15 protein-coding genes are annotated in these 18,135 nt (G+C 72.0%); 7 read left to right on the top strand and 8 right to left on the bottom strand.

Going from position 1 to position 18,135, the window contains the following annotated elements:
* The first annotated feature begins 2 nt into the window (after positions 1-2).
* Both ACI8AK_RS03995 and ACI8AK_RS04000 read left to right on the top strand, forming a co-directional pair.
* The gene (locus ACI8AK_RS03995) at positions 3-1,385 is read left to right on the top strand and encodes a hypothetical protein (RefSeq protein WP_456955162.1); all 1,383 of its coding nucleotides are present in this window, start codon (positions 3-5) and stop codon (positions 1,383-1,385) included.
* Between the two features lie 30 nt (positions 1,386-1,415).
* Positions 1,416-2,537: a glycosyltransferase gene (locus ACI8AK_RS04000; protein WP_456955163.1), complete on the top strand. Its 1,122-nt coding sequence runs from the start codon at positions 1,416-1,418 to the stop codon at positions 2,535-2,537.
* On the opposite strand, the gene ACI8AK_RS04005 is transcribed toward ACI8AK_RS04000, so the two are convergent.
* The 4 genes from ACI8AK_RS04005 to ACI8AK_RS04020 all read right to left on the bottom strand — a co-directional run bounded on the left by ACI8AK_RS04005 (position 2,534) and on the right by ACI8AK_RS04020 (position 7,551).
* Entirely contained in the window at positions 2,534-3,577 is a 1,044-nt protein-coding gene (locus tag ACI8AK_RS04005) for a glycosyltransferase family 4 protein (protein WP_456955164.1), read from the bottom strand. The genes ACI8AK_RS04000 and ACI8AK_RS04005 overlap by 4 nt on opposite strands.
* 46 nt (positions 3,578-3,623) lie before the next feature.
* A complete protein-coding gene (locus ACI8AK_RS04010; RefSeq protein ID WP_456955165.1) occupies positions 3,624-5,021 on the bottom strand; it encodes an NAD(P)-binding protein in 1,398 nt (465 codons plus the stop codon).
* Between the two features lie 46 nt (positions 5,022-5,067).
* Complete coding sequence (locus ACI8AK_RS04015; protein ID WP_456955166.1) at positions 5,068-6,585, bottom strand: lipopolysaccharide biosynthesis protein; 1,518 nt, start codon at positions 6,583-6,585, stop codon at positions 5,068-5,070.
* Positions 6,586-6,696: 111 nt separating this feature from the next.
* Positions 6,697-7,551, bottom strand: coding sequence for a glycosyltransferase family 2 protein (locus ACI8AK_RS04020; RefSeq protein WP_456955167.1), 855 nt, complete (start codon positions 7,549-7,551; stop codon positions 6,697-6,699).
* 171 nt (positions 7,552-7,722) lie between these two features.
* On the opposite strand from ACI8AK_RS04020, the gene ACI8AK_RS04025 reads away from it, so the two are divergent.
* On the top strand, positions 7,723-8,814 hold the full coding sequence (locus tag ACI8AK_RS04025; protein WP_456955168.1) for a glycosyltransferase: 1,092 nt from the start codon (positions 7,723-7,725) through the stop codon (positions 8,812-8,814).
* Here the strand turns inward: ACI8AK_RS04025 and ACI8AK_RS04030 are convergent.
* Both ACI8AK_RS04030 and ACI8AK_RS04035 read right to left on the bottom strand, forming a co-directional pair.
* Complete coding sequence (locus ACI8AK_RS04030; protein ID WP_456955169.1) at positions 8,801-9,904, bottom strand: glycosyltransferase family 4 protein; 1,104 nt, start codon at positions 9,902-9,904, stop codon at positions 8,801-8,803. The genes ACI8AK_RS04025 and ACI8AK_RS04030 overlap by 14 nt on opposite strands.
* A gap of 62 nt (positions 9,905-9,966) precedes the next feature.
* The gene (locus ACI8AK_RS04035; RefSeq protein ID WP_456955170.1) at positions 9,967-11,019 is read right to left on the bottom strand and encodes a glycosyltransferase; all 1,053 of its coding nucleotides are present in this window, start codon (positions 11,017-11,019) and stop codon (positions 9,967-9,969) included.
* Positions 11,020-11,443: 424 nt separating this feature from the next.
* On the opposite strand from ACI8AK_RS04035, the gene ACI8AK_RS04040 reads away from it, so the two are divergent.
* The 3 genes from ACI8AK_RS04040 (at position 11,444) to ACI8AK_RS04050 (ending at position 14,811) form a co-directional block, all read left to right on the top strand.
* The gene (locus ACI8AK_RS04040) at positions 11,444-12,883 is read left to right on the top strand and encodes a sugar transferase (protein ID WP_456955171.1); all 1,440 of its coding nucleotides are present in this window, start codon (positions 11,444-11,446) and stop codon (positions 12,881-12,883) included.
* Between the two features lie 318 nt (positions 12,884-13,201).
* The gene (locus tag ACI8AK_RS04045; RefSeq protein ID WP_456955172.1) at positions 13,202-14,527 is read left to right on the top strand and encodes a sugar transferase; all 1,326 of its coding nucleotides are present in this window, start codon (positions 13,202-13,204) and stop codon (positions 14,525-14,527) included.
* Between the two features lie 8 nt (positions 14,528-14,535).
* Positions 14,536-14,811: a hypothetical protein gene (locus ACI8AK_RS04050; protein WP_456955173.1), complete on the top strand. Its 276-nt coding sequence runs from the start codon at positions 14,536-14,538 to the stop codon at positions 14,809-14,811.
* A 110-nt stretch (positions 14,812-14,921) separates the two neighbouring features.
* Here the strand turns inward: ACI8AK_RS04050 and ACI8AK_RS04055 are convergent, their stop codons facing one another.
* Together ACI8AK_RS04055 and ACI8AK_RS04060 are read right to left on the bottom strand one after the other, a co-directional pair.
* The gene (locus tag ACI8AK_RS04055; RefSeq protein WP_456955174.1) at positions 14,922-15,056 is read right to left on the bottom strand and encodes a hypothetical protein; all 135 of its coding nucleotides are present in this window, start codon (positions 15,054-15,056) and stop codon (positions 14,922-14,924) included.
* A 132-nt stretch (positions 15,057-15,188) separates the two neighbouring features.
* The gene (locus ACI8AK_RS04060) at positions 15,189-16,271 is read right to left on the bottom strand and encodes an LCP family protein (protein WP_456955175.1); all 1,083 of its coding nucleotides are present in this window, start codon (positions 16,269-16,271) and stop codon (positions 15,189-15,191) included.
* A gap of 278 nt (positions 16,272-16,549) precedes the next feature.
* Here ACI8AK_RS04060 and ACI8AK_RS04065 point away from each other — a divergent pair, with 278 nt between their 5' ends.
* The gene (locus ACI8AK_RS04065) at positions 16,550-18,088 is read left to right on the top strand and encodes a sugar transferase (protein WP_456955176.1); all 1,539 of its coding nucleotides are present in this window, start codon (positions 16,550-16,552) and stop codon (positions 18,086-18,088) included.
* Positions 18,089-18,135: the final 47 nt, after the last annotated feature.

Here is an 18,135-nt window from a genome sequence, read left to right on the forward strand (position 1 = left end):
GGATGACGAGTCTCACCATCGTCACGGTCGCCGTGGTCGTGTACGGCGTCGTCAACCGGCGCGGGTACGGACGTGCGCTGGCTCTCGGTGGTGCGACTCCGGTGGGCGCCGCTGTCGTCGTCGGGGCCGTCGCGGTCCCGACCTTCTACGCAGTCGCGATCGGTGCACTGGTCGGGGTGGGCCTGCGCTTACTGCAGAGCGTCGGACGAGGTGGCGGTGGTCGGATGCCGGTACCGGGCAGCCGGTCCCTCGTCCTCCTCCTGGTCGTCGGCGTGTTGACGACGCTGGTCGCACCGCTGGTGTTCAGCGGACTGGAGGTGGAGGGTCCGTCCGGCCTCGACGAGTACCTGGCCGCAGGAGTGGTGACCAAGTCGAACATCGCTCAGATCGTGTACTTGGTGCTGAGTGTCGGCGTCGTTGCCTACCTGGCGCGGTCCCGCTGGACCGGGCCGCAGATCGTGGGGACAGCCACCTGCCTGGCCACACTGCTCTCGTTCTGGAGTTATCTGCACACGTCAGTCGGTCTGCCCTTTCCCGAGGGGTTCTTCGACAATTCACCGGGCTTCGCGTTCATCCAGACCTTGCCCGGCGGTGAGCTCCGGGTACGGGGGATCTTCTCCGAGCCTGCAGGGCTGGCCACCTCCTGTCTCGTGACGATCGCTTACTGCTCCTCCCGCGTGCGGCGGGTGGCGGGGCTGCACCGCCTCAGGCTGCTCGTCGTGGCAACCATCGCGGTTTTCCTGGGGGCGGTCTCCACGTCCACGACGTTTCTCGTGGCCGGGATCGCGCTGGTAGCAGTGGCTGCGGTCGTCGCCACGGCTACCTTCGTGCTCCGTGCCAGCCGGCTCAGCCGGGTGTCCGTCGGGGTCCTGTGTGCTTGCGCATTGGCGGGCGTCTGGGTGCTCCCTGCGCTCGCCAACAACGTCGGCCAGCAACTCGCGGACAAGGTCGCGTCCTCGTCGTACACGGATCGTTCGAATGCGGACGGCGAGTCGTATCGCGTCCTGCTCGACACGTGGGGGCTGGGCGCAGGACTCGGCGCCAACCGGGGCTCGTCCTTCATAGCCACGTTGCTGAGCACCGTGGGCGTCGCCGGCACCCTCCTGTTCGTCTCTGCCGTGGTCGCACTCGTGCGGCGCAGCTGGCCAGACCGTGGAGTCCGCCCGGCTGCGTGGGCCCTGATCGCGCTCCTCGTCTGCAAGGCGGTCTCCGGGCCGGACCTGGCCGACAGCAGCGGTGTCCTCTGGCTCTCCCTGGGAGTGCTCGCCCATGCCGCCTTGCGGCTCGAGGCGACGCGTACGCGAGCGTCCGTGACCACGTCCGAGGTCGCTGCCTCCCACGCCGGACTGTCGGGGCCTGCTCGGCAGATCCTCCCCAGCGGTTAGGTTTCCGTCGTGAGCACAGCGGGGGGCCGGGTGAAGGTCGCCTACTTCGTCCCACCGTCACGCCACTTCGCCGGCGTCGAGCGGGTCGTCCACGAGATCGCCACAGGACTGGCCGAGCGGTTCGCCGACACGTTCGACGTCCACGTGGTCTTCGCAAGCCGCTACGACGAGGACCTGCTGCGTGAGACGACCTACACCAAGCACGTCCTCGGTGTGCAGCGGCTGCGGCGCCTGGCCGCCGCCATACGGTCCTGCGTCGCCGCCAACGACTTCGACGTCCTCGTGTGCCCCCAGGTCGAGCCCACCGTCCTCACCTGGCTCGCAACTCGGGGACTGCGACTGCCCGTCTTCCTGACCCACCTGCACGGGAACCCGCGGATCGAGGAGCAGCGCGGTTCGCGCGCCACCCGCCTCGCGTTCGCACTGTTCCGGCGGCTCGTTGCGCGGCGCATCGCTGGGGTGCTGGTGGTGTCCCCCTCCCTGGAGCGGTACACCGCCGAGTCGCTGACCCCGGGGCTCCCCGTGACCTACGTGCCCAACCCGGTCCGGGACTTCGACGCGCCTGAGCGGACAGAGAGCGCTGATGGTGTCTTTCGTTTCGTGAGCGTGGCCCGTCTCTCCTACCAGAAGGGACAAGACGTCCTGCTCCGCGCCATCGCTCTTGCACGGCCTCGGATGCCGGCTTTCCACGTGACACTGGTCGGTGCAGGACCTGACGAGGCCATGCTGAAGATCCGGGCGCACGAGCTCGGGGTGCATGACGTCGTCACCTTCGCCGGGTACACCACGGACCCGGTGCGCTACCTCGCCGACGCGGACTGCTTCGTGCTCGCGTCACGCTGGGAGGGCTTCGGCGTCGCCCTGGTCGAGGCCCTCCGTGTCGGCCTGCCATTGCTCTCCACGGACTGCGAGTTCGGGCCCGCCGACGTCATCACCGATCCGACGCTGGGACACCTCGTCGCCCCGGAGGACCCTCAGGCTCTGGCGGACGGTCTCGTGGTCGCTGCCTGCCGCCAGGACCAGCCCGGCGATGTGGCGCGCCGTCGGGCCGTGGCCGACCGCTACTCCCGATTGGCCGTGGTCGCTGAGCACGCAACCGCACTGCAGCGCTTCTGGGGCGGGGCATCCTCCAGGCGCCAAGACGTCCGCTAGAGTGCCGAACGGTAGACGCGCTCGTAGTCGGCCGCCATCCGGCGGACCGTGAACCGATCAACGCCATCGGCCGCCCGTGTCTGCCACAGCGCGAGTTGCTCCTTGTCCGTCATGAGCTCCTGCAAGACGGCAGCCATGCTCCGGGGATCGGAGGAGGGCACCAACTGACCCGCACGTCCATGATCGAGTACCTCAGGAACGCCGCCGACCGCCGTGGCGACCACTGCGCATCCCGCCGCACGGGCCTCCGCCACGCTGAGGCCGAATGGCTCGTCGACTGACGCGGACACGAAGATCGCCGCCTGCTCGAGCAGCAGCCAGGGGGTGAGCGTCGATCCCACGAAGTGCACGGAGCTCTGGAGGCCACGTGATCTCACGAGCGTCTCGAGCCGGTCTCGGTCCGGCCCCCAGCCGACGATGTTGAGATGCCAGTCGGGCGCAAATGGCAGGGCATCGGCGAACGCGAGGATTGCGTCTCCTACCGCTTTGCGAGGATGCAGGCCCGAGAGGGTCATCACACAGGGCTGCGCGACCGCGGATACGGCGTCCTCGTCGGTGAGGGCCTCGCGAGGGGAAGCGACCGATCCATTGAGCACACAGGTCACCTTGCGGGGCGGAAAGCCGAGTTCGATCAACTTCGTCTGTTCCGCCTCGCTGACCGCGACGACGATCTTCCCGAGCCGCATGAGCTTCGAGTGTGCGTCGAATGAGTTATGCACCGTCGTAACGAGGACAGCTCGCGTCAGCTTGGCGACGGGGAAGGCCAGCACGGCGGAGGACATCATGTGCGCGTGGATGACCTCCGGGCGCGTACGGCGGGCGAGGTGCAGCAGCGCCCATCCACTCCGGACCGCCGCCGGGCCGCTCGTGGCCTCCGGTACGTCCACAACCCGCACGCCGTGTTTGCGGAGCAGGTCGTCATATGAGCCCCGCGCGCTGGCGAAGGTCACGTCATGCCCAGCGTCGGCCTGGGCGCACGCGAGGTCGACGGCGACGTGGACGTGCCCATTGCCCCGGACGGCGTGCTTGAGGACGTGCATGATCCTCACGGTCGTTCGAACCCCCGTCGGTCCTCGAAGATGGGCGTCATGTCCCGGATGGACGTCGCAGTGCGGCCTCGGCCTCGAGCGTCGAGGCCCGCGCCGTCGGCTGGTACTGGAAGGCCCCCTGCCGCCCGAGGGATTCGAGGCCGAAGGCGCGCAACGCACGGACGCCTTCCCGGGCACGCTCGCCACTGCCATGGGTGTAGATGGGGTAGGCGTTCTCCAGCACGTTCCCGCCCTCGAGCCTGAGGTCGCCCGTCACCAGGCCGTTGGCTCGCGTATGGTCGAGAAAGTCCCGTTCGGCACGCTCGACCGAGCCGTCCACCCGCTCGCCGATGACCTCTGCGGTGAAGAACTCACGGCCGTCTGCCGTGCCGTAGAAGTCCGAGTAGACGGTCACCCGCTTCCAGGCGCCCTCGCGGGAGAAGTTGTAGAGGATCGACGGCCCGAAGCCGCGGTCCCCCTGGAAGCTGAAGAAGAGGCTGACGAGGGTCACGGTCGGCAGAGTCGCTCGGCCAGGTGTCCGCAAGCCGCAGAGAGCCAGAGCCCGCTCCACGGGGATCGTCGACACCAGCCGCCGGGTGCGCAGGACGCCGTCCTCCGTCTCGACCTCGAACACGTCCCCGACCCGGCGGACCGCCCGCAGGGCGACGCCGAGCCGAAAGCTCACGCCACGGTCCTCGAGACCCCGGACCGCCGGCTCATAGAGGTACCCGTACCCCTGACGTGGGCGGGCCAGCTGCCGGTTGTGGCTCGGCGGTTCCGGTGAGCCCGTGCGCGACCGCACCACCCGACGGACGAGGTTGACCGGACTGGCCTGCTCGGCCAACCAGGCCAGCCTGTTGTGGGCAAACTCGAGGTCGATCTCCTCCGGCGGGAGGCCGCACAGGCGCTCCATGTAGTAGCCCAATCCGGAGCGCTCGACGAACCGGGCACCGAGGAGGTGCTCGGTGAAGTCCCGGACGTTCCGCTGGCGGCGCTTGCCGAGCCGGCCGGCCACGGCCGACGCCCCCATCCGCAGGCACTCGACGGGTCCAGCCGCGAGGACGTCGTCACTGATGGAGAAGGGATAGTGCGTCACCAGCCCCTGGGGGTTCAGCCGGGCCCAGCTCGGCTCGATGGGGACGTAGCGCGGGAGGATCTCCGGGAAGTGGGCGAGCAGCGGAGAATCGTCCTGGAAGATCAGGCTCCCGATGTCGAAGGTGTAGTCGCCGATCGAGCGGTCAATGTGGTTGCCGCCGACGTGGTCGTACTCGTCGAGGACCACGACGTCCTCCGCTCCCTGGCTGAGGAGCACGGAGGCGGACACCAGACCGCTGATCCCGGCGCCGAGCACCGCTGCATCGAAGGTCGGCGAGCTGACCTCGCTGGAAGTAGTCATAACACCGATCCCATCGCCGTCGGCCGGTACGTACGCGGTGGGTTGAGCGCTGTCGAGCACTGGGTGCTGCGCAGGTCGGCAGGGGTGCCGGGGAGGCAGGGGATGGTCACCTGGACCACCGCCTAAACCACTGCCGGGGTAGGTATCCCCGAAGAGCTGCCGCTGGCAGGTACACGAGGAGGAACACCGTCGTCCCGACTGCGACTGCAACCGCCGCCTCGAGTCGATCGTCTTGCGTCAACCACAGGGTCGAGAGGAGCGCAGCGCCGGCGGCCAGTACGCCGAGGAGACAAGGGCCGGCGACAAGCCGGTAGTAGTGCTGCTGGGTGGAACCCACGGCCGGCTGGACGAGGGCGGTGTTGTACACAGAACCGATCACCAGCGCAGCACCGGTGCCGAGTACGAGTCCGATCGGACCCACGGTGAGGAGGAGCGCGACACCGAAGACGACACTCAGCACTGCGGTGAGGCCAGCAGAACGTGCGCTCAGTCCCGGTCGGCCGATCGCCTCGGCAACCACCTGCTGGATGCCGGTCAGCATGTTGGCAGCGAAGCCGACACAGAGGGCGGCCATCGTGGCGAGCGTCAGGTCTGCGTGGTCGCCAAGCCACAAGTTCAAGAAGGGCAGGGCCAGTGCAGCGCCGAGGAGCGGCGGCACGATGGCCAGCGCAGCCACACGCGTGGTCAGCCTGTCGGCCTCCGCCTTCGTTCCCCTGATCCCCCGCTCTGAGAAAGACCGGGTAAGTGGGGCCGTGAGCGCACCGGTGAACAAGGCGCCGAGTGTCCGGAACCCTAGGGCCAGACGACTGCCCAACTCATAGGCACCAGCCGCAGCAGTCCCGCTGACGGCTCCCAACAGGACCTTGCTCGCCTGGAAGACGATCAACTCGGCCAGCAGCAGGCTCTGTCCCTTGACGCCGAAGGAGGCCAACTCCCTGAGGGTCCGGCGGCTGGGGCGAGTGACTCGGAGACGGGCCACGCGGACGTGCACGGTCAGCGCAATGGCCACCAGTGTGACGGTGTTCCACACCGCGGCCGACCACGCGTAGACGACGACGTCCTCGGTGAGGACAGCCGCCGTGGTGCTGATGCACGTACCCAGCACGCCGCAGACGGTGATGACGGTGTTGGGCAGGGCTTGGATCTCACGGCCGAAGGCGGCTCCGGTCAGTACGGTGCACAACTGGCCGGTCACCAGGATCAGCAGGCTGGCGCTGATGACGGCTCGCACGGTGCCGACGTCGCGGAATTCGACGAGCTCAGCGAGAGGCGCCGCGGCGAGCAGACCGATGAGGGTCAGCGGGACGGCCATCCCCAGGACCAGGGTCCCGGCCGTCGAGACCACCTTGTCGGCCGCCCTCTGGTCTCCTTGTGCGAGGTGCAGGGCGGTGAACCGGGTGACGGATCTCGAGACTCCCAGGTCCAGCAAGGACCCGTACTGGGCGAAAGCGCCGGTGAGGGCCCACAGGCCGAACTGAACCAGCCCCAGGCTCGACGCGGTGATGGGAGTCGCCAGGAGATTGAGCCCGTATCCAGCGATGAGAGGAAGAGCCCGCGACGCGGTCGCCACACGCAGGGAATCGCCGCGCTTGGCGGTCCCCTCCTGCGGCCGGGTCTCACCCATGCCTGTCATTGCCCGTGGCCAGGACCGCCCCCGTGGTCTGCGGATCAGCGCTGCGAACGATACCTGTGAGCCACGCGCCCCTCATGCCTCGAAGGGGGTAGTCACGAGCGATCAGCTGATTTCCAGGATCCGTTCGGGGGTGAAGCGGCGACGGAGGACGTCGCGGAAGGCGAGCAGGTTGCCCCGCAGCCGTTCCCGTCGCCAGTCCGCCTCGGGGCCGCGGACGGCACGGACGGCGTTCTTCCCGACCCGGGGAAGCGTCTCGTAGACGGTCAGCCACAGCGGGAAGCTGCCCTTGTGGTGCAGGTACGCGGGGTTCATCACCTGGGAGTAGCCGAGCCGCCCGTGCGCCGTCCGGCCGCCGGACTTCACGCCGCGGTGCACGATCACGCAGTCGTGCACGCGGGCCACGGTGCCGTGGCGCATGCAGCGCCGGGCGAAGTCGTGGTCCTCGAGCCAGGAGTAGAGCGGCAGCCGGGCGTCGAACTGCTCGCCGGCGACGGCGTCGGGCCGGAAGCCGAAGTTGCAGCCGTAGAGCTCCCGCCTCCGCTCCCACTCGCCGGTCAGCGGCTCGTCCCGGGACGCCTCCAGCGCCGCGTCGGCGGCCTCACGGGTGATGGCGTCCCCCGTGGCGCCGTCCAGCAGCACCCGCCCGGTTAAGGCGACGACCTCGGGGTGGGCGTCGAAGAAGGCGACGCCCTGTTCGAGGAAGTCCTCGCGCACCACGGCGTCGTCGTCGAAGCAGAAGACGTGCGTGGCGTCGGGGACGGCCGCCAGGCCGGCGTTGCGCTGGGCAGCGAGCCCCCGGTCGTGCACGACGAGGGTGCCGGCGGGCAGCGGCTGCGGCGGGAGGCTGGCCTGGTCGGGCACGGACACGACCAGGGTGAAGTCCTCCACGGTCTGGCGCTGCAGGTCGGCGACGACCTCGCCCAGGAGCTCCGGGCGCCCGGCGGATGCCAGCACCACGGCGACCCGCCGATCAGAGCTTGTCGGCCCGGGCACTCGTCCTCCGTCGTGTTGGTCAGGCGAGGGAACCCCTGACTGGGGCCCCGGAAGGGTAACCGCAGGTGAGCGACCCCCGCCGTCGACCGTCATCATGTGCGGGTGCCGGACACCCCAGGAGACAGCCGCCCGCGCGTGACCCTCGTGCACGAGCGGTTCACCGAGTACGCCGGCTCGGAGATGGTCGTCGAGCAGCTGGCCCACGAGTGGCCGGCCGCGCCGATCCTCGCCCCGATCGCCCGTCCCGGGGTCCTGTCGGCGGACATCGCGCCGCGGGTCCGCAGCACCCGCCTCAGCCGGCTGCTCCGCGGCACCACCTACGCCCACCTGCTGCCTGCGCTCCCCGTCGCGATGGGCCGGCTCCCGGTCCCGCCGTCCGACGTCGTCATCGCCTCCCACCACGCTTTCGCCACCCAGGTCGTCCGGGCCACGACGGCGCCGGTGGTCGCCTACGTGCACAGCCCCGCCCGGTGGGTGTGGGACCCGGCCATGCGGGCCAACGAGGCCGGTGGCCGGGTGGGCGCCGCAGGCTTGGCCGCCTTCTCCGCCGCCTACCGCCCGGTCGACCTGCGCGCGGCCGCCCGCGTGCACACGCTGGTCGCCAACTCGCGTGCGGTCTCCGACCGGATCCGCGACTGGTGGGGCCGCGACTCGGTCGTCGTGCACCCGCCAGTGGACACCGAGTACTACCGCCCCGACCCGGACGTCCCGCGCGAGGACTTCTTCCTCCTCGCCGGGCGGCTGGTCCCGTACAAGCGGCCCGACCTCGCCGTCCGTGCGGCTCGTGAGGCCGGTGTCCGGCTGGTCGTCGCCGGCGACGGCCGTGCGCGGGCAGAGGTCGAGGCACTGGCCGGCCCGGACACGACCTTCGTCGGCCGCGTCGACGACGACGGGCTGCGCGACCTGTTCCGCCGCTGCCGCGCCCTGCTGATGCCCGGCGTCGAGGACTTCGGGATCGTCCCGGTCGAGGCGCAGGCCTGCGGCGCGCCCGTGCTGGCCATCGACGCCGGAGGAGCGCGGGACTCCGTCGTCCCGGGGCGCACCGGCGAGCTGGTGCCGGTCGCCTCCGTCGAGGACGAGGTCGACGTCTGGGCGCGTGCCCTGGCGTCCTTCGACGGCGCCGCCTACGACCCCGTCGGCATCCGCCGGCACGCCGAGTCGTTCTCCCGGGCGCACTTCCGCCGGGCCATGGCCGACGTCGTGGAGAAGGTCCTCAGCTCCCGCTGACCCGGCCGCCCAGCACTGCGGCCACGGTCTCCTCCGCCACGTCGTCCCAGGTGCGCCGCGGGCGCGCCGGCGCCTGCGGCCGCGGGCGGTCCAGGTGGCGCAGCGCCGCCCCGGCCCACCCGTGCACGTCCTCGGCGGGCAGGTGCTCGGCGTCGTCCCCGCTCACCTCGACCAGGGCGGGGTCGAGCGAGGTCACCAGCGGCGCACCCAGGTCCAGCGCCTCGACGGCGGGCAGGCCGAAACCCTCGGCCAGGCTCGGGGCCAGGACCACCGCACAGTGCTCGTAGCACCAGCGCAAGGTGCCGTCGTCCACGCCGGTCAGCTGGACGACCGAGCCCTCCGCCACCAGCCGCGCGTGGTCGGGTCCGTAGGCCTCGGTGCCCCAGGCCGGCGGGCCGACCAGCGCGAGGACGGCGTCGGGGCGCTTGCGCACCACCTCGGCCCAGGCCGAGACGACGACGGCGACGTTCTTGCGCTTGGAGGCGTCGCCGACGACCAGCGCGAACGGCCGCCCCGCCAGCGCCTCGACGGGGGCCGGCGTGCTGGCCAACAGTTGGGGGCTGGTCGTCAGCGGAGCAACCGCCACATGGGGCCTGAGCCGGGGATCCCACCGCAGCAGCCGGTCCCGGGTGGCTGCGCTGACGCAGACCAGCGTGTCGGCCTGTCGCAACGACGCCGCGTAGGGGCGGCCGAGCAGCGTCCGCTTGGGCAGCGGGAAGTCGTCGGGACGGTCGAACAGCAGCAGGTCGTGGACGGTGAGCGCCGTCCGTGCCCGCGCGCCGCTGGGGAGGAGGTGCTTGGCGCCCTGGACCACGTCAAAGCGGGATCCCAACCGCCGTCCCAGCGCATAGCGCTCCCACACCGGCAGCAGGAGGTCGGGCACCGCCGGGTGTGTCAGGACCCGGTCGGGCCCACCCGCGAGCTCGGCCAGCGGTCCGGCCGCGGCGGATGAACCGAGCAGGTGGAGCTCGACGTCGTCGCGGCGGGCGAGGGCGCGCGCCAGCTCGACCGTGTAGCGGACGATGCCGCCGCCGCGCAGGGTCGGCGGGACGTGGCCGGCCATCAGCAGCCACCGGGTGGGGCCGGTCATCGGCCGCGCTCGCTCACGGCCCCAGCCTCACACACCGCGGCGGCGAGCTGCCTACTGCCGGTCTACGCCTGAGCGCGGCCGGTGAGGCGCTGCGCGATGGCCCGTGCGCGCCCCTGGTCACGGCGGTAGCGCATGCGGACGAGGCCGTGCGCCATCCCGACGGGGGTGACGAGCGTGGCGAGGCACCAGAGCAGCACCTGCACGCGCTGGAGGGGCGGTTCGGGGCCCGGGTGGACGGGGGAGCGCACGGCGTCCCAGAGGAGGCGGCGTCGCGTCTCCCCGGGCAGCGGGCGGTCCTGCGGGCGGAGCCGCGCCGAGGCGACCCGCAGCTCGAGCAGCTGGCGGCTGCGGCGCAGCGGGGCGCACGCGGGGTCGGCGGGCACGCCGCGGACCCGGCACGAGTACTCGTACCGCTGGCGGGCCCGCTCGACCGCACGGGGGAACTTCCCGGGGTCCCGCAGCAGGTCGCTGGTGTTCGCGCCGTGGACCCGGTACCCGACGAGAGGCTCGGCCACGGTGACGACGTCGCCCAGGAACGGGGCGGCGGCGAGCAGTGCCGAGTCCGTGGCCGGGCCGCAGCTGTCGTCCAGGGGGAACAGCCGGTCGAGGTAGGCCCGCGCGTAGGCGTTTCCCGATCCTGGCGGTGTGGGGTACGCGGTGGTCTGCTCGGCCCACCGACGGATCTCGCCAGGGGAGGGCTCGGCGGGGAAGCGGGGGAACACCGTGCCGAGGGAGGCGCCGTCCTCGCCGATGCGCAGCATCGAGAACTGCACCTTGCTGATGCCGGGACGCCAGACCCGGGCCAGTGCCCGGCCGATGCCGGGGAAGAGCACGTCGTCGGAGTCGAGGTGGATGACGACGTCGCCGGTGACGTGCTCGTAGCCGCGGTTGCGGGCCACGCGCTGCGTCGCGTTCTCCTGGTAGATCGCGGTGACCCGGTCCTCGTAGCGGGCGATCACCTCGCGGGAGTCGTCGGTGGAGCCGTCGTCGACGACGATCACCTCGACGTCGTCCCAGTCGAGGGCCAGCGCGCTCTCGATCGCCTGGCCGACGAACCGGCCGTAGTCGTGGTTGGCGATGACGACGCTGATGCGCTCGAAGCCCGGTCCGCCCACGTCGGACCACCTCCCGCTGCTCGGCGCGACGCCGGTCGCGGTCGGCGGCTGCACCGGGTGTCGCCCCCCGCGGCCGTGAGGAGAGGTTAGTCGACGGGGCCGTTCCGGCTCGGCGCCCACCGACCCACTCGGTGATGTCTCCGTCACCCTGCCCCGTCGACCGGCCCGCCATCGCGGGAATCACGGCGATCACGCGTTCAACCAGTTGCGTGTCACACAATTGAGGTCCTGCGGCTTCCCTCGGGGAGACGATGCCGTTACGGTTCTCCTGCCGGTCGAACGACGACGTTCCTGGCATCCACGGGGGGATCCACCGCGCCGGGCGCTCCTGCGCCGGCGTGACACGGGGGTTGGTGCCTTGACTCTGCTCGGTGTCGGTGACGGACCGCTTCGTCACGAACTGCAGCCGGTCGGTCGCCGGTGGTTGTGGCTCGCTCCCCGACTGCGTGGCGAGGGGACCGCCGCGCGGCGCGCGTGGCGCCAGTCCTACGTCCGCCGCCTCGTCCTCCTCGACGCCGTCGCCGCCCTGCTGGCCGGCGTCGTCGGGTCGCTGGTGCCCGAGGACGGCCCGCTCATGGGGCCGGTGGCCAGCACCTCGCTCGTCGTCGCCCTGCCACTGGTGTGGCTCGGCGCCATGCTCGTGGCCCGCACCTACGAGCAGCGGTTCCTCTGGGTCGGCCCCGAGGAGTTCCGACGGGTCTTCTCCGCCGCCGCACTCCTGCTGGCCACGGTCGGCACCGTCTCCTGGGCGTTCAAGCTCGAGGTCGCGCGCAGCTTCGTCGTCGTCGCCCTGCCGCTGGCGGCCCTGCTGACCCTCGCCGGCCGGGTGTCCCTCCGCCTCCGGCTGCACGCCCAGCGTGCGCAGGGCCGGCACGTGCAGACGACGGTCCTCGTCGGCCACCGGAACGGCGTCGCGGCACTGAACGCCCAGATGGAGCGCGAGGCCCGGCACGGCTACCGCGTCATCGGCTGCTGCCTGCCGCTGTCGGCCGGCGACCGCGACGTCTTCGACGGCCTGCCGGTGCTCGGCAGCCTCGACGAGGTCGTCGACGTCGTCCGCCGCTACGAGGTGGACACCGTGGCCGTGCTGCCCTCGCCCGAGCTCGACGGCGCGCACCTGCGCAAGCTCGGCTGGGACCTCGAGGACACCGAGGCAGAGCTCCTGCTCGCCCCCGCGGTCACCGAGGTCGCCGGCCCGCGCGTGCACGTGCGCCCGGTCGCCGGCCTCCCGCTCATGCACGTCGAGCGCCCGGAGTTCACCGGCGTCCGCCGCATCGCCAAGGACGTCGTCGACCGCACGGCGGCCGGCATCGGGGTCCTCCTGCTGCTGCCGCTCCTGCTGACCCTGGCGGTCCTGGTCAAGGCCACCAGTCGGGGCCCGGTCTTCTTCCGGCACGAGCGGATCGGCCGCGACGGCCAGCCGTTCCAGGTCCTCAAGTTCCGCAGCATGGTCGTCGACGCGGACAAGGTCGAGCTGGACCTGCACGAGCAGAACGAGGGCAACGCGGTCCAGTTCAAGATGCGCCGCGACCCGCGCGTGACCCGGGTCGGCGCGGTCATGCGCCGCTACTCGCTCGACGAGCTGCCCCAGCTGCTCAACGTCCTCGGCGGCAGCATGAGCCTGGTCGGCCCGCGCCCGCACGTGACCCGCGAGGTCGAGCAGTACGGCTTCGACATGCGCCGCCGGCTGCTCGTGAAGCCCGGGATCACCGGCCTGTGGCAGGTCAGCGGCCGCTCCGATCTCTCCTGGGACGACGCCGTGCGGCTCGACGTCCGGTACGTGGAGAACTGGTCGCTGGCGTTCGACTTCATGATCCTCTGGAAGACGGTGGGTGCCGTCCTCCGTGGTTCCGGCGCGTACTGAGCGTCGCCGACAGCGCTGCGTGACCATTCCGGTCCGCCGGGTGATGTATTCGGAGATCACCATTCGAGGTCAATCGCCGGAATGAGCCCGGAATGGCGAATGGTCGTGGGAGATGCCACGATCCGCTGACCGCGCCGGGCAGTCGGCGCGGCAACGGGGAGGGTCATGGTCGACGCCACGGGGGGCGACGCTGCGTCCGGGACGAGGACGCGACTGCCGGGACGCGGCCGCACGGGGGCCGTCCGGGCGGGGGGAGCCACGAAGGTCGCCCGTGCCCGGACGACCGTGACCGCCGGCCGGGGGACCTGGTGGCTGCGGATGGGAGTCGCGCCCTACCTCGTCCTCGCCGACGTCGTCGCCTTCGCGGTGGCCACCGTGCTCACGCAGCCGGGCTCCCTGGTGGCGCAGGGGCTCGCATTGGTCTTCCTCCTGCTCGTCTTCTGGCGCGCAGGCCTCTACCGTTCCCGGCTCACCCTGTCGCTGCTCGACGACCTGCCGTACGTCCTGGCCGCGGTCGCCGTGGCGTGGGCGTTCAAGGTCGCCATGGCGGAGGTCCTCCCGAACGTCGACACCGCGGGCCGCCAGGTGGTGCACGTGGCCGCGCTGCTCGTGGCGGTCCTCGTCGTGCGCCTGGTCGCCTATCGCGTCGTGCACACCGCCCGGTGCCGCGGGTTCGTCCGGCACCGCACCGTCGTCGTCGGGGCCGGTCCGGTCGGCCTCCGGGTGGCGGTGACGCTGCTCGAACGGCGCAACTACGGCCTCGACCCGATCGGCTTCCTCGACACGGACGTGCCCGAGGACGCGCGGGTCCTGCTCCCCGCGCCACTGCTCGGCGGTTACGACCAGCTCGGTCGGGTCATCCGCGAGGAGGTCGTCCGAGACGTGATCGTCGCCTACGGCGGGGTGGACGAGGACGAGCTCGTCGACATCCTGCGCACCTGCGACCGGCTCGACGTCGACGTCTTCGTCGTCCCCCGGTTGTTCGAGTTGCACGACGTCAACCGCTACACCGACGAGATCTGGGGCATCCCGTTGGTCCGGCGGCGGCGGGCGGTCTACCGCAGCCCCTGGTGGCGGGTGAAGCGGCTGGTGGACGTCGCCGTGTCCCTGCTGACGCTGTTGCTGCTCACCCCGGTGCTGGCCGCCTGCGCGGTCGCCGTCCGGGTCGAAGGTGGGCCCGGGATCATCTTCCGGCAGGAGCGGGTCGGGCTGGACGGCCGTCCGTTCCAGGTCCTCAAGTTCCGCTCGCTCAAGCCGGTGGACGAGACCGAGTCGCAGACGACCTGGAACATCAAGCACGACGACCGGCTGGGGCCCGTGGGCAGGTTCCTCCGCGCGACGTCGCTGGACGAGCTGCCGCAGCTGTGGAACATCGTCCGCGGGGACATGAGCCTGGTCGGCCCGCGCCCCGAACGGCCGCACTTCGTGAACCAGTTCTCCGCGCACATCCCGCGGTACACCGCCCGTCACCGGGTGCCGGCGGGGCTGACCGGGTGGGCGCAGGCGCACGGCCTGCGGGGGGACACCTCCATCGAGGACCGCGCCCGGTTCGACAACTACTACATCGAGAACTGGTCGCCGTGGCTCGACATGAAGATCGTCCTGAAGACCGTGGGGCAGGTGCTGCGGCGCCAGGGCGGCTGACCGCCGAGGTGGCCTTCCGCTGGCTGTTCGCCCTGGTGACCGCGGCGATGCTCACGGCGTTCGCCGCGCTGCTGGTGACCGGCCGCTACTACAACGAGGGGCCGGTGCTGGTCCGGGTCACGGCGGAGCACGGGCTGCACCGGGGTGACGTGTTCGTCGTCACCGGCTGGGCGGCCGGGATGCTCTCCCTGGCCGGGCTGCTGCTGCTCTCCCGGTCCCGCCGGGCGGTCAGAGTCCCGGGCGCACCACGCCGCAGCGGCAGGCGTACAGCCCCGACCCGCTGAACGCGTCGTCGGCGACCCACCGGAAGCGGTGCACGTGCCAGTGCCACACGGGTGCGCGGCGGCGGTTCACGGTCCGGAGTGTGGCAGCCGTGACCGTTCCGGCGGGGGGATCAGGCCGCGGTGGGACGGCGCAGCAGGGCCCGCGCGGGCGCGACGCCGCACAGCGCCGCGGCCGCCAGCACGTGTCCGTGCTCGGCGACCCACACGTGCAGCGCCAGCCAGGTCGACCCGAGGAGGAAAGCCACGAGCGCATCCTGCGTGCCGGAACGGTCCGTGATCACGAACGTCCGAGGTGTCCGTGACGGGCGGGACCGGCGGGTCCCGACGGACGGACGGGACAGGGACCGTGCCGGTACACCCCCTCCCGCGTCGCGTGTTCAGCGGGGCACGTCGGGCAGGGCCTGGCGGTCGAACTCGCCGGCGTTCTGCGACAGCGAGTCGTTGCGCAGGTAGGCCCACATGCGCTCGCCGGTGACCTCGTCCAGGTAGACGACGCTGGCCGCGCCCTCCGTCCCGGTGCCCAGCACCGGCGCGGTGAACGAGTCGACGTTCTCCGGCCGCAGGCCGCGCAGCGAGTAGGCCAGGGACAGCAGGTCGCCGTTCCCGAGCGTGTCGTCGACGGCGACGGCGCTGGTGACGGCGAGCAGCGCGGCGTCGAGTCGGCCGGGGTCGGACAGCGTGCCGGAGCTGAACAGCTGGCTGAAGACCGCCTCGATGAACTGCTGCTGGCGGCGCACCCGGTCGAAGTCGCCACCCTCGAGGCCGTAGCGCTGGCCCAGGTACCAGCGGGCCTGGTCGCCGTCGAGGTGGTTCACCCCGGCCGGGAAGGTGTACGGCCCGTTGCTGGTGGTCTCGGCGACGACGACGTCGACCCCGCCCAGGTCGTCGGTGACCTGGACGATGCCGTCGAAGTCGATGGCGACGTAGTGGTCGATGCGGACGCCGGTCACCTGCTCGACGGTCTGGATCAGCAGGGTCGGCCCGCCGAAGGCGTAAGCGGCGTTGACCTTGTTCATCCCGTAGCCGGGGACGTCGACCCACGAGTCGCGGGGGATGGAGATCAGCTGTGCGTGCTGCCGGTCGCCGGAGAAGCGGGCGATCATGATCGCGTCGGAGCGGCCGCCCGCGGCGATGCCCTCGTCCGTGCTGCCACGACTGTCGGTGCCGACCAGCAGGAAGGTCACCGGGTCCGCGCCGGCCTCCTCCGCGGGCGTCGCAGGAGCGGGGCGCGCGTCCTCGTCCAGGTCGGTGAAGACGTCGGCGACCCGGTCGATGTTGCCCGCGTACCGGTCGGTCAGGAACCACAGGCCGCCGCCGATGAGCACGACCAGCAGGGTGACGAGGACCCCGAGCGCGATCACGAAACGCCGCAGCCCCCGCCGTCGGCGGCGCGGCCGTTCCCCGGTGGTGGGCTCGTCGACGACGAGCGTGGACCCCGCGCTTCCCTGGTCGTCGCTCACAGTGACCCCCGTGGCTGGTAGTTGCCCCCGAGGCTAGGGGTGGACCAGCACATCCGGCTCCTCGTTCCCACCCCGTGGGGTGGGACGGCGCGACGCTCGGTGACGGCCGCCGCCGGTCGCGACGGACGGTGACCGGCGCCCGGCGGTCTCCCCCTCGGGGGTGGAAAAGGCCCGCGCGGGCCAGGTCGGCCTCCGTCAGGGCTTCGGTCCCGGCCCCCGGGTGCCGACGCAGCACGTGCAGACCGACCCGCCAGACCACGACGGACCAGGGGGACAGCGTGACCGCCAGCACCACCGTGCCACCGGCGCCGGGCGACGATGCGCCGCGGCCGGTGCGGACCCTGTCGCTGACCGGCGTCGAGGAGCGCGTCCCCGGACCGCTGCTCGACCGTCCCGTCTACGACCCGTTCTCCGCGCGGCGCCGCCGGACGCCCGAGTGGCTGGTGTCCTACACGGTCGCGCTGGTCGCCGGTGACCTGCTCGCGGTCGCCGCGGGCCTGGCGCTCGCGGTCCCGCTCCCGTCCGGTGCCGCCCCCGCCTCCGCGACCGGCCCCGTCCTGCTCGGCCTGGCGTGGCTCGCCCTGCTCGCCGGCGCCGGCACCTACGCCGAGCGCCGCCTCGGCACCGGCGACGACGAGTACCGCCGCGTCCTCACCGCGGGCCTGCTCGCGACGACCGCGCTCGGCGCCGCTGCAGCGCTGTTGCCGTCGACCTCGCTCGACCGGCTCCTGCTCGTGGCGGCGCCCACCACCGTGCTCGCCACGCTGCTGGGCCGGCTGCTCAACCGGCGGCGGCTGCACGCGGCCCGCCGCCGCGGCCTCATGACCAAGCGGGTCGTCGTCCTCGGCCGCGACGTCGCCGTGGCCGACCTCGTCCGCCGGCTGCGGCGGGACGCGACCGCGGGCCTGCGGGTCGTCGGCGCCTGCGTGCCGCGGCCGGAGGAGGCCCTCGCCGTCCGCGCGGAGGGGGTCCCGGTGATCGGCACCCTGGCCGGTGCCGTGCGCGCCGTGGACGACGCCCGCGCCGACGCCGTCGTGGTGGCCTCGGCCAGCGAGACCGCGGGGGAGTACCTGCGCGACCTGACCTGGCGCCTCGAGGGGACCAACGTCGAGGTCCTCGTCGGCCCGGGACTGGTGGAGGTCGCCTCCAACCGGCTGCAGGTCCGGCCGACGTCGACCATCCCGCTCATCCAGGTGCAGGAACCGGAGTTCCGCGGCGGCCGCCGGCTGGCCAAGTCCCTGGTCGACCGCGCCGTCGCGGGCGTGCTCCTGGTCGTGTTCGCGCCGTTCCTCGTCGCCATCGCGGTCGCCGTCCGCGCCACCAGCCGCGGCCCGGCCCTCTACCGGCACCGGCGCATCGGCAAGCGCGGCCGGGAGTTCGACCTGCTCAAGTTCCGCAGCATGGTCGTCGACGCCGACTCGCGCATCGAGGCCCTGCTGGTGCTCAACGAGGGCAACGACGTGCAGTTCAAGATGCGCCGCGACCCGCGGGTCACCCGCGTCGGCGGCTTCCTGCGGTCGTTCTCCCTCGACGAGCTGCCGCAGCTGGTCAACGTGCTCAAGGGCGACATGTCCCTGGTCGGGCCGCGCCCGCACGTGACCCGCGAGGTCGAGCAGTACGGCGCCGACATGCACCGCCGGTTGCTGGTCAAGCCCGGCATCACCGGCCTGTGGCAGGTCAGCGGCCGCTCGGACCTCACCTGGGACGAGTCGGTGGAACTCGACGTCCGGTACGTGGAGAACTGGTCCTTCGGCCTGGACCTGGCCATCCTCTGGCGCACCGTCCGCGCGGTCCTGCGCCGCTCCGGCGCCTACTGACGTCCGCTCCTCCCTGCGGGTGGCGCGGGACGGGCCGCGCCACCCCG

The organism is Geodermatophilus sp. SYSU D00867, assembly GCF_054050315.1.

What these genes read in the sequence shown, in the direction of transcription:
- ACI8AK_RS04015 (WP_456955166.1), bottom strand. Translation starts at nt 6,585, where the DNA reads ATGGGTGAGACCCGGCCGCAGGAGGGGACCGCCAAGCGCGGCGATTCC.
- ACI8AK_RS04045 (WP_456955172.1), top strand. Translation starts at nt 13,202, where the DNA reads ATGGGAGTCGCGCCCTACCTCGTCCTCGCCGACGTCGTCGCCTTCGCG.
- ACI8AK_RS03995 (WP_456955162.1), top strand. Translation starts at nt 3, where the DNA reads ATGACGAGTCTCACCATCGTCACGGTCGCCGTGGTCGTGTACGGCGTC.
- ACI8AK_RS04030 (WP_456955169.1), bottom strand. Translation starts at nt 9,904, where the DNA reads ATGACCGGCCCCACCCGGTGGCTGCTGATGGCCGGCCACGTCCCGCCG.
- ACI8AK_RS04005 (WP_456955164.1), bottom strand. Translation starts at nt 3,577, where the DNA reads ATGCACGTCCTCAAGCACGCCGTCCGGGGCAATGGGCACGTCCACGTC.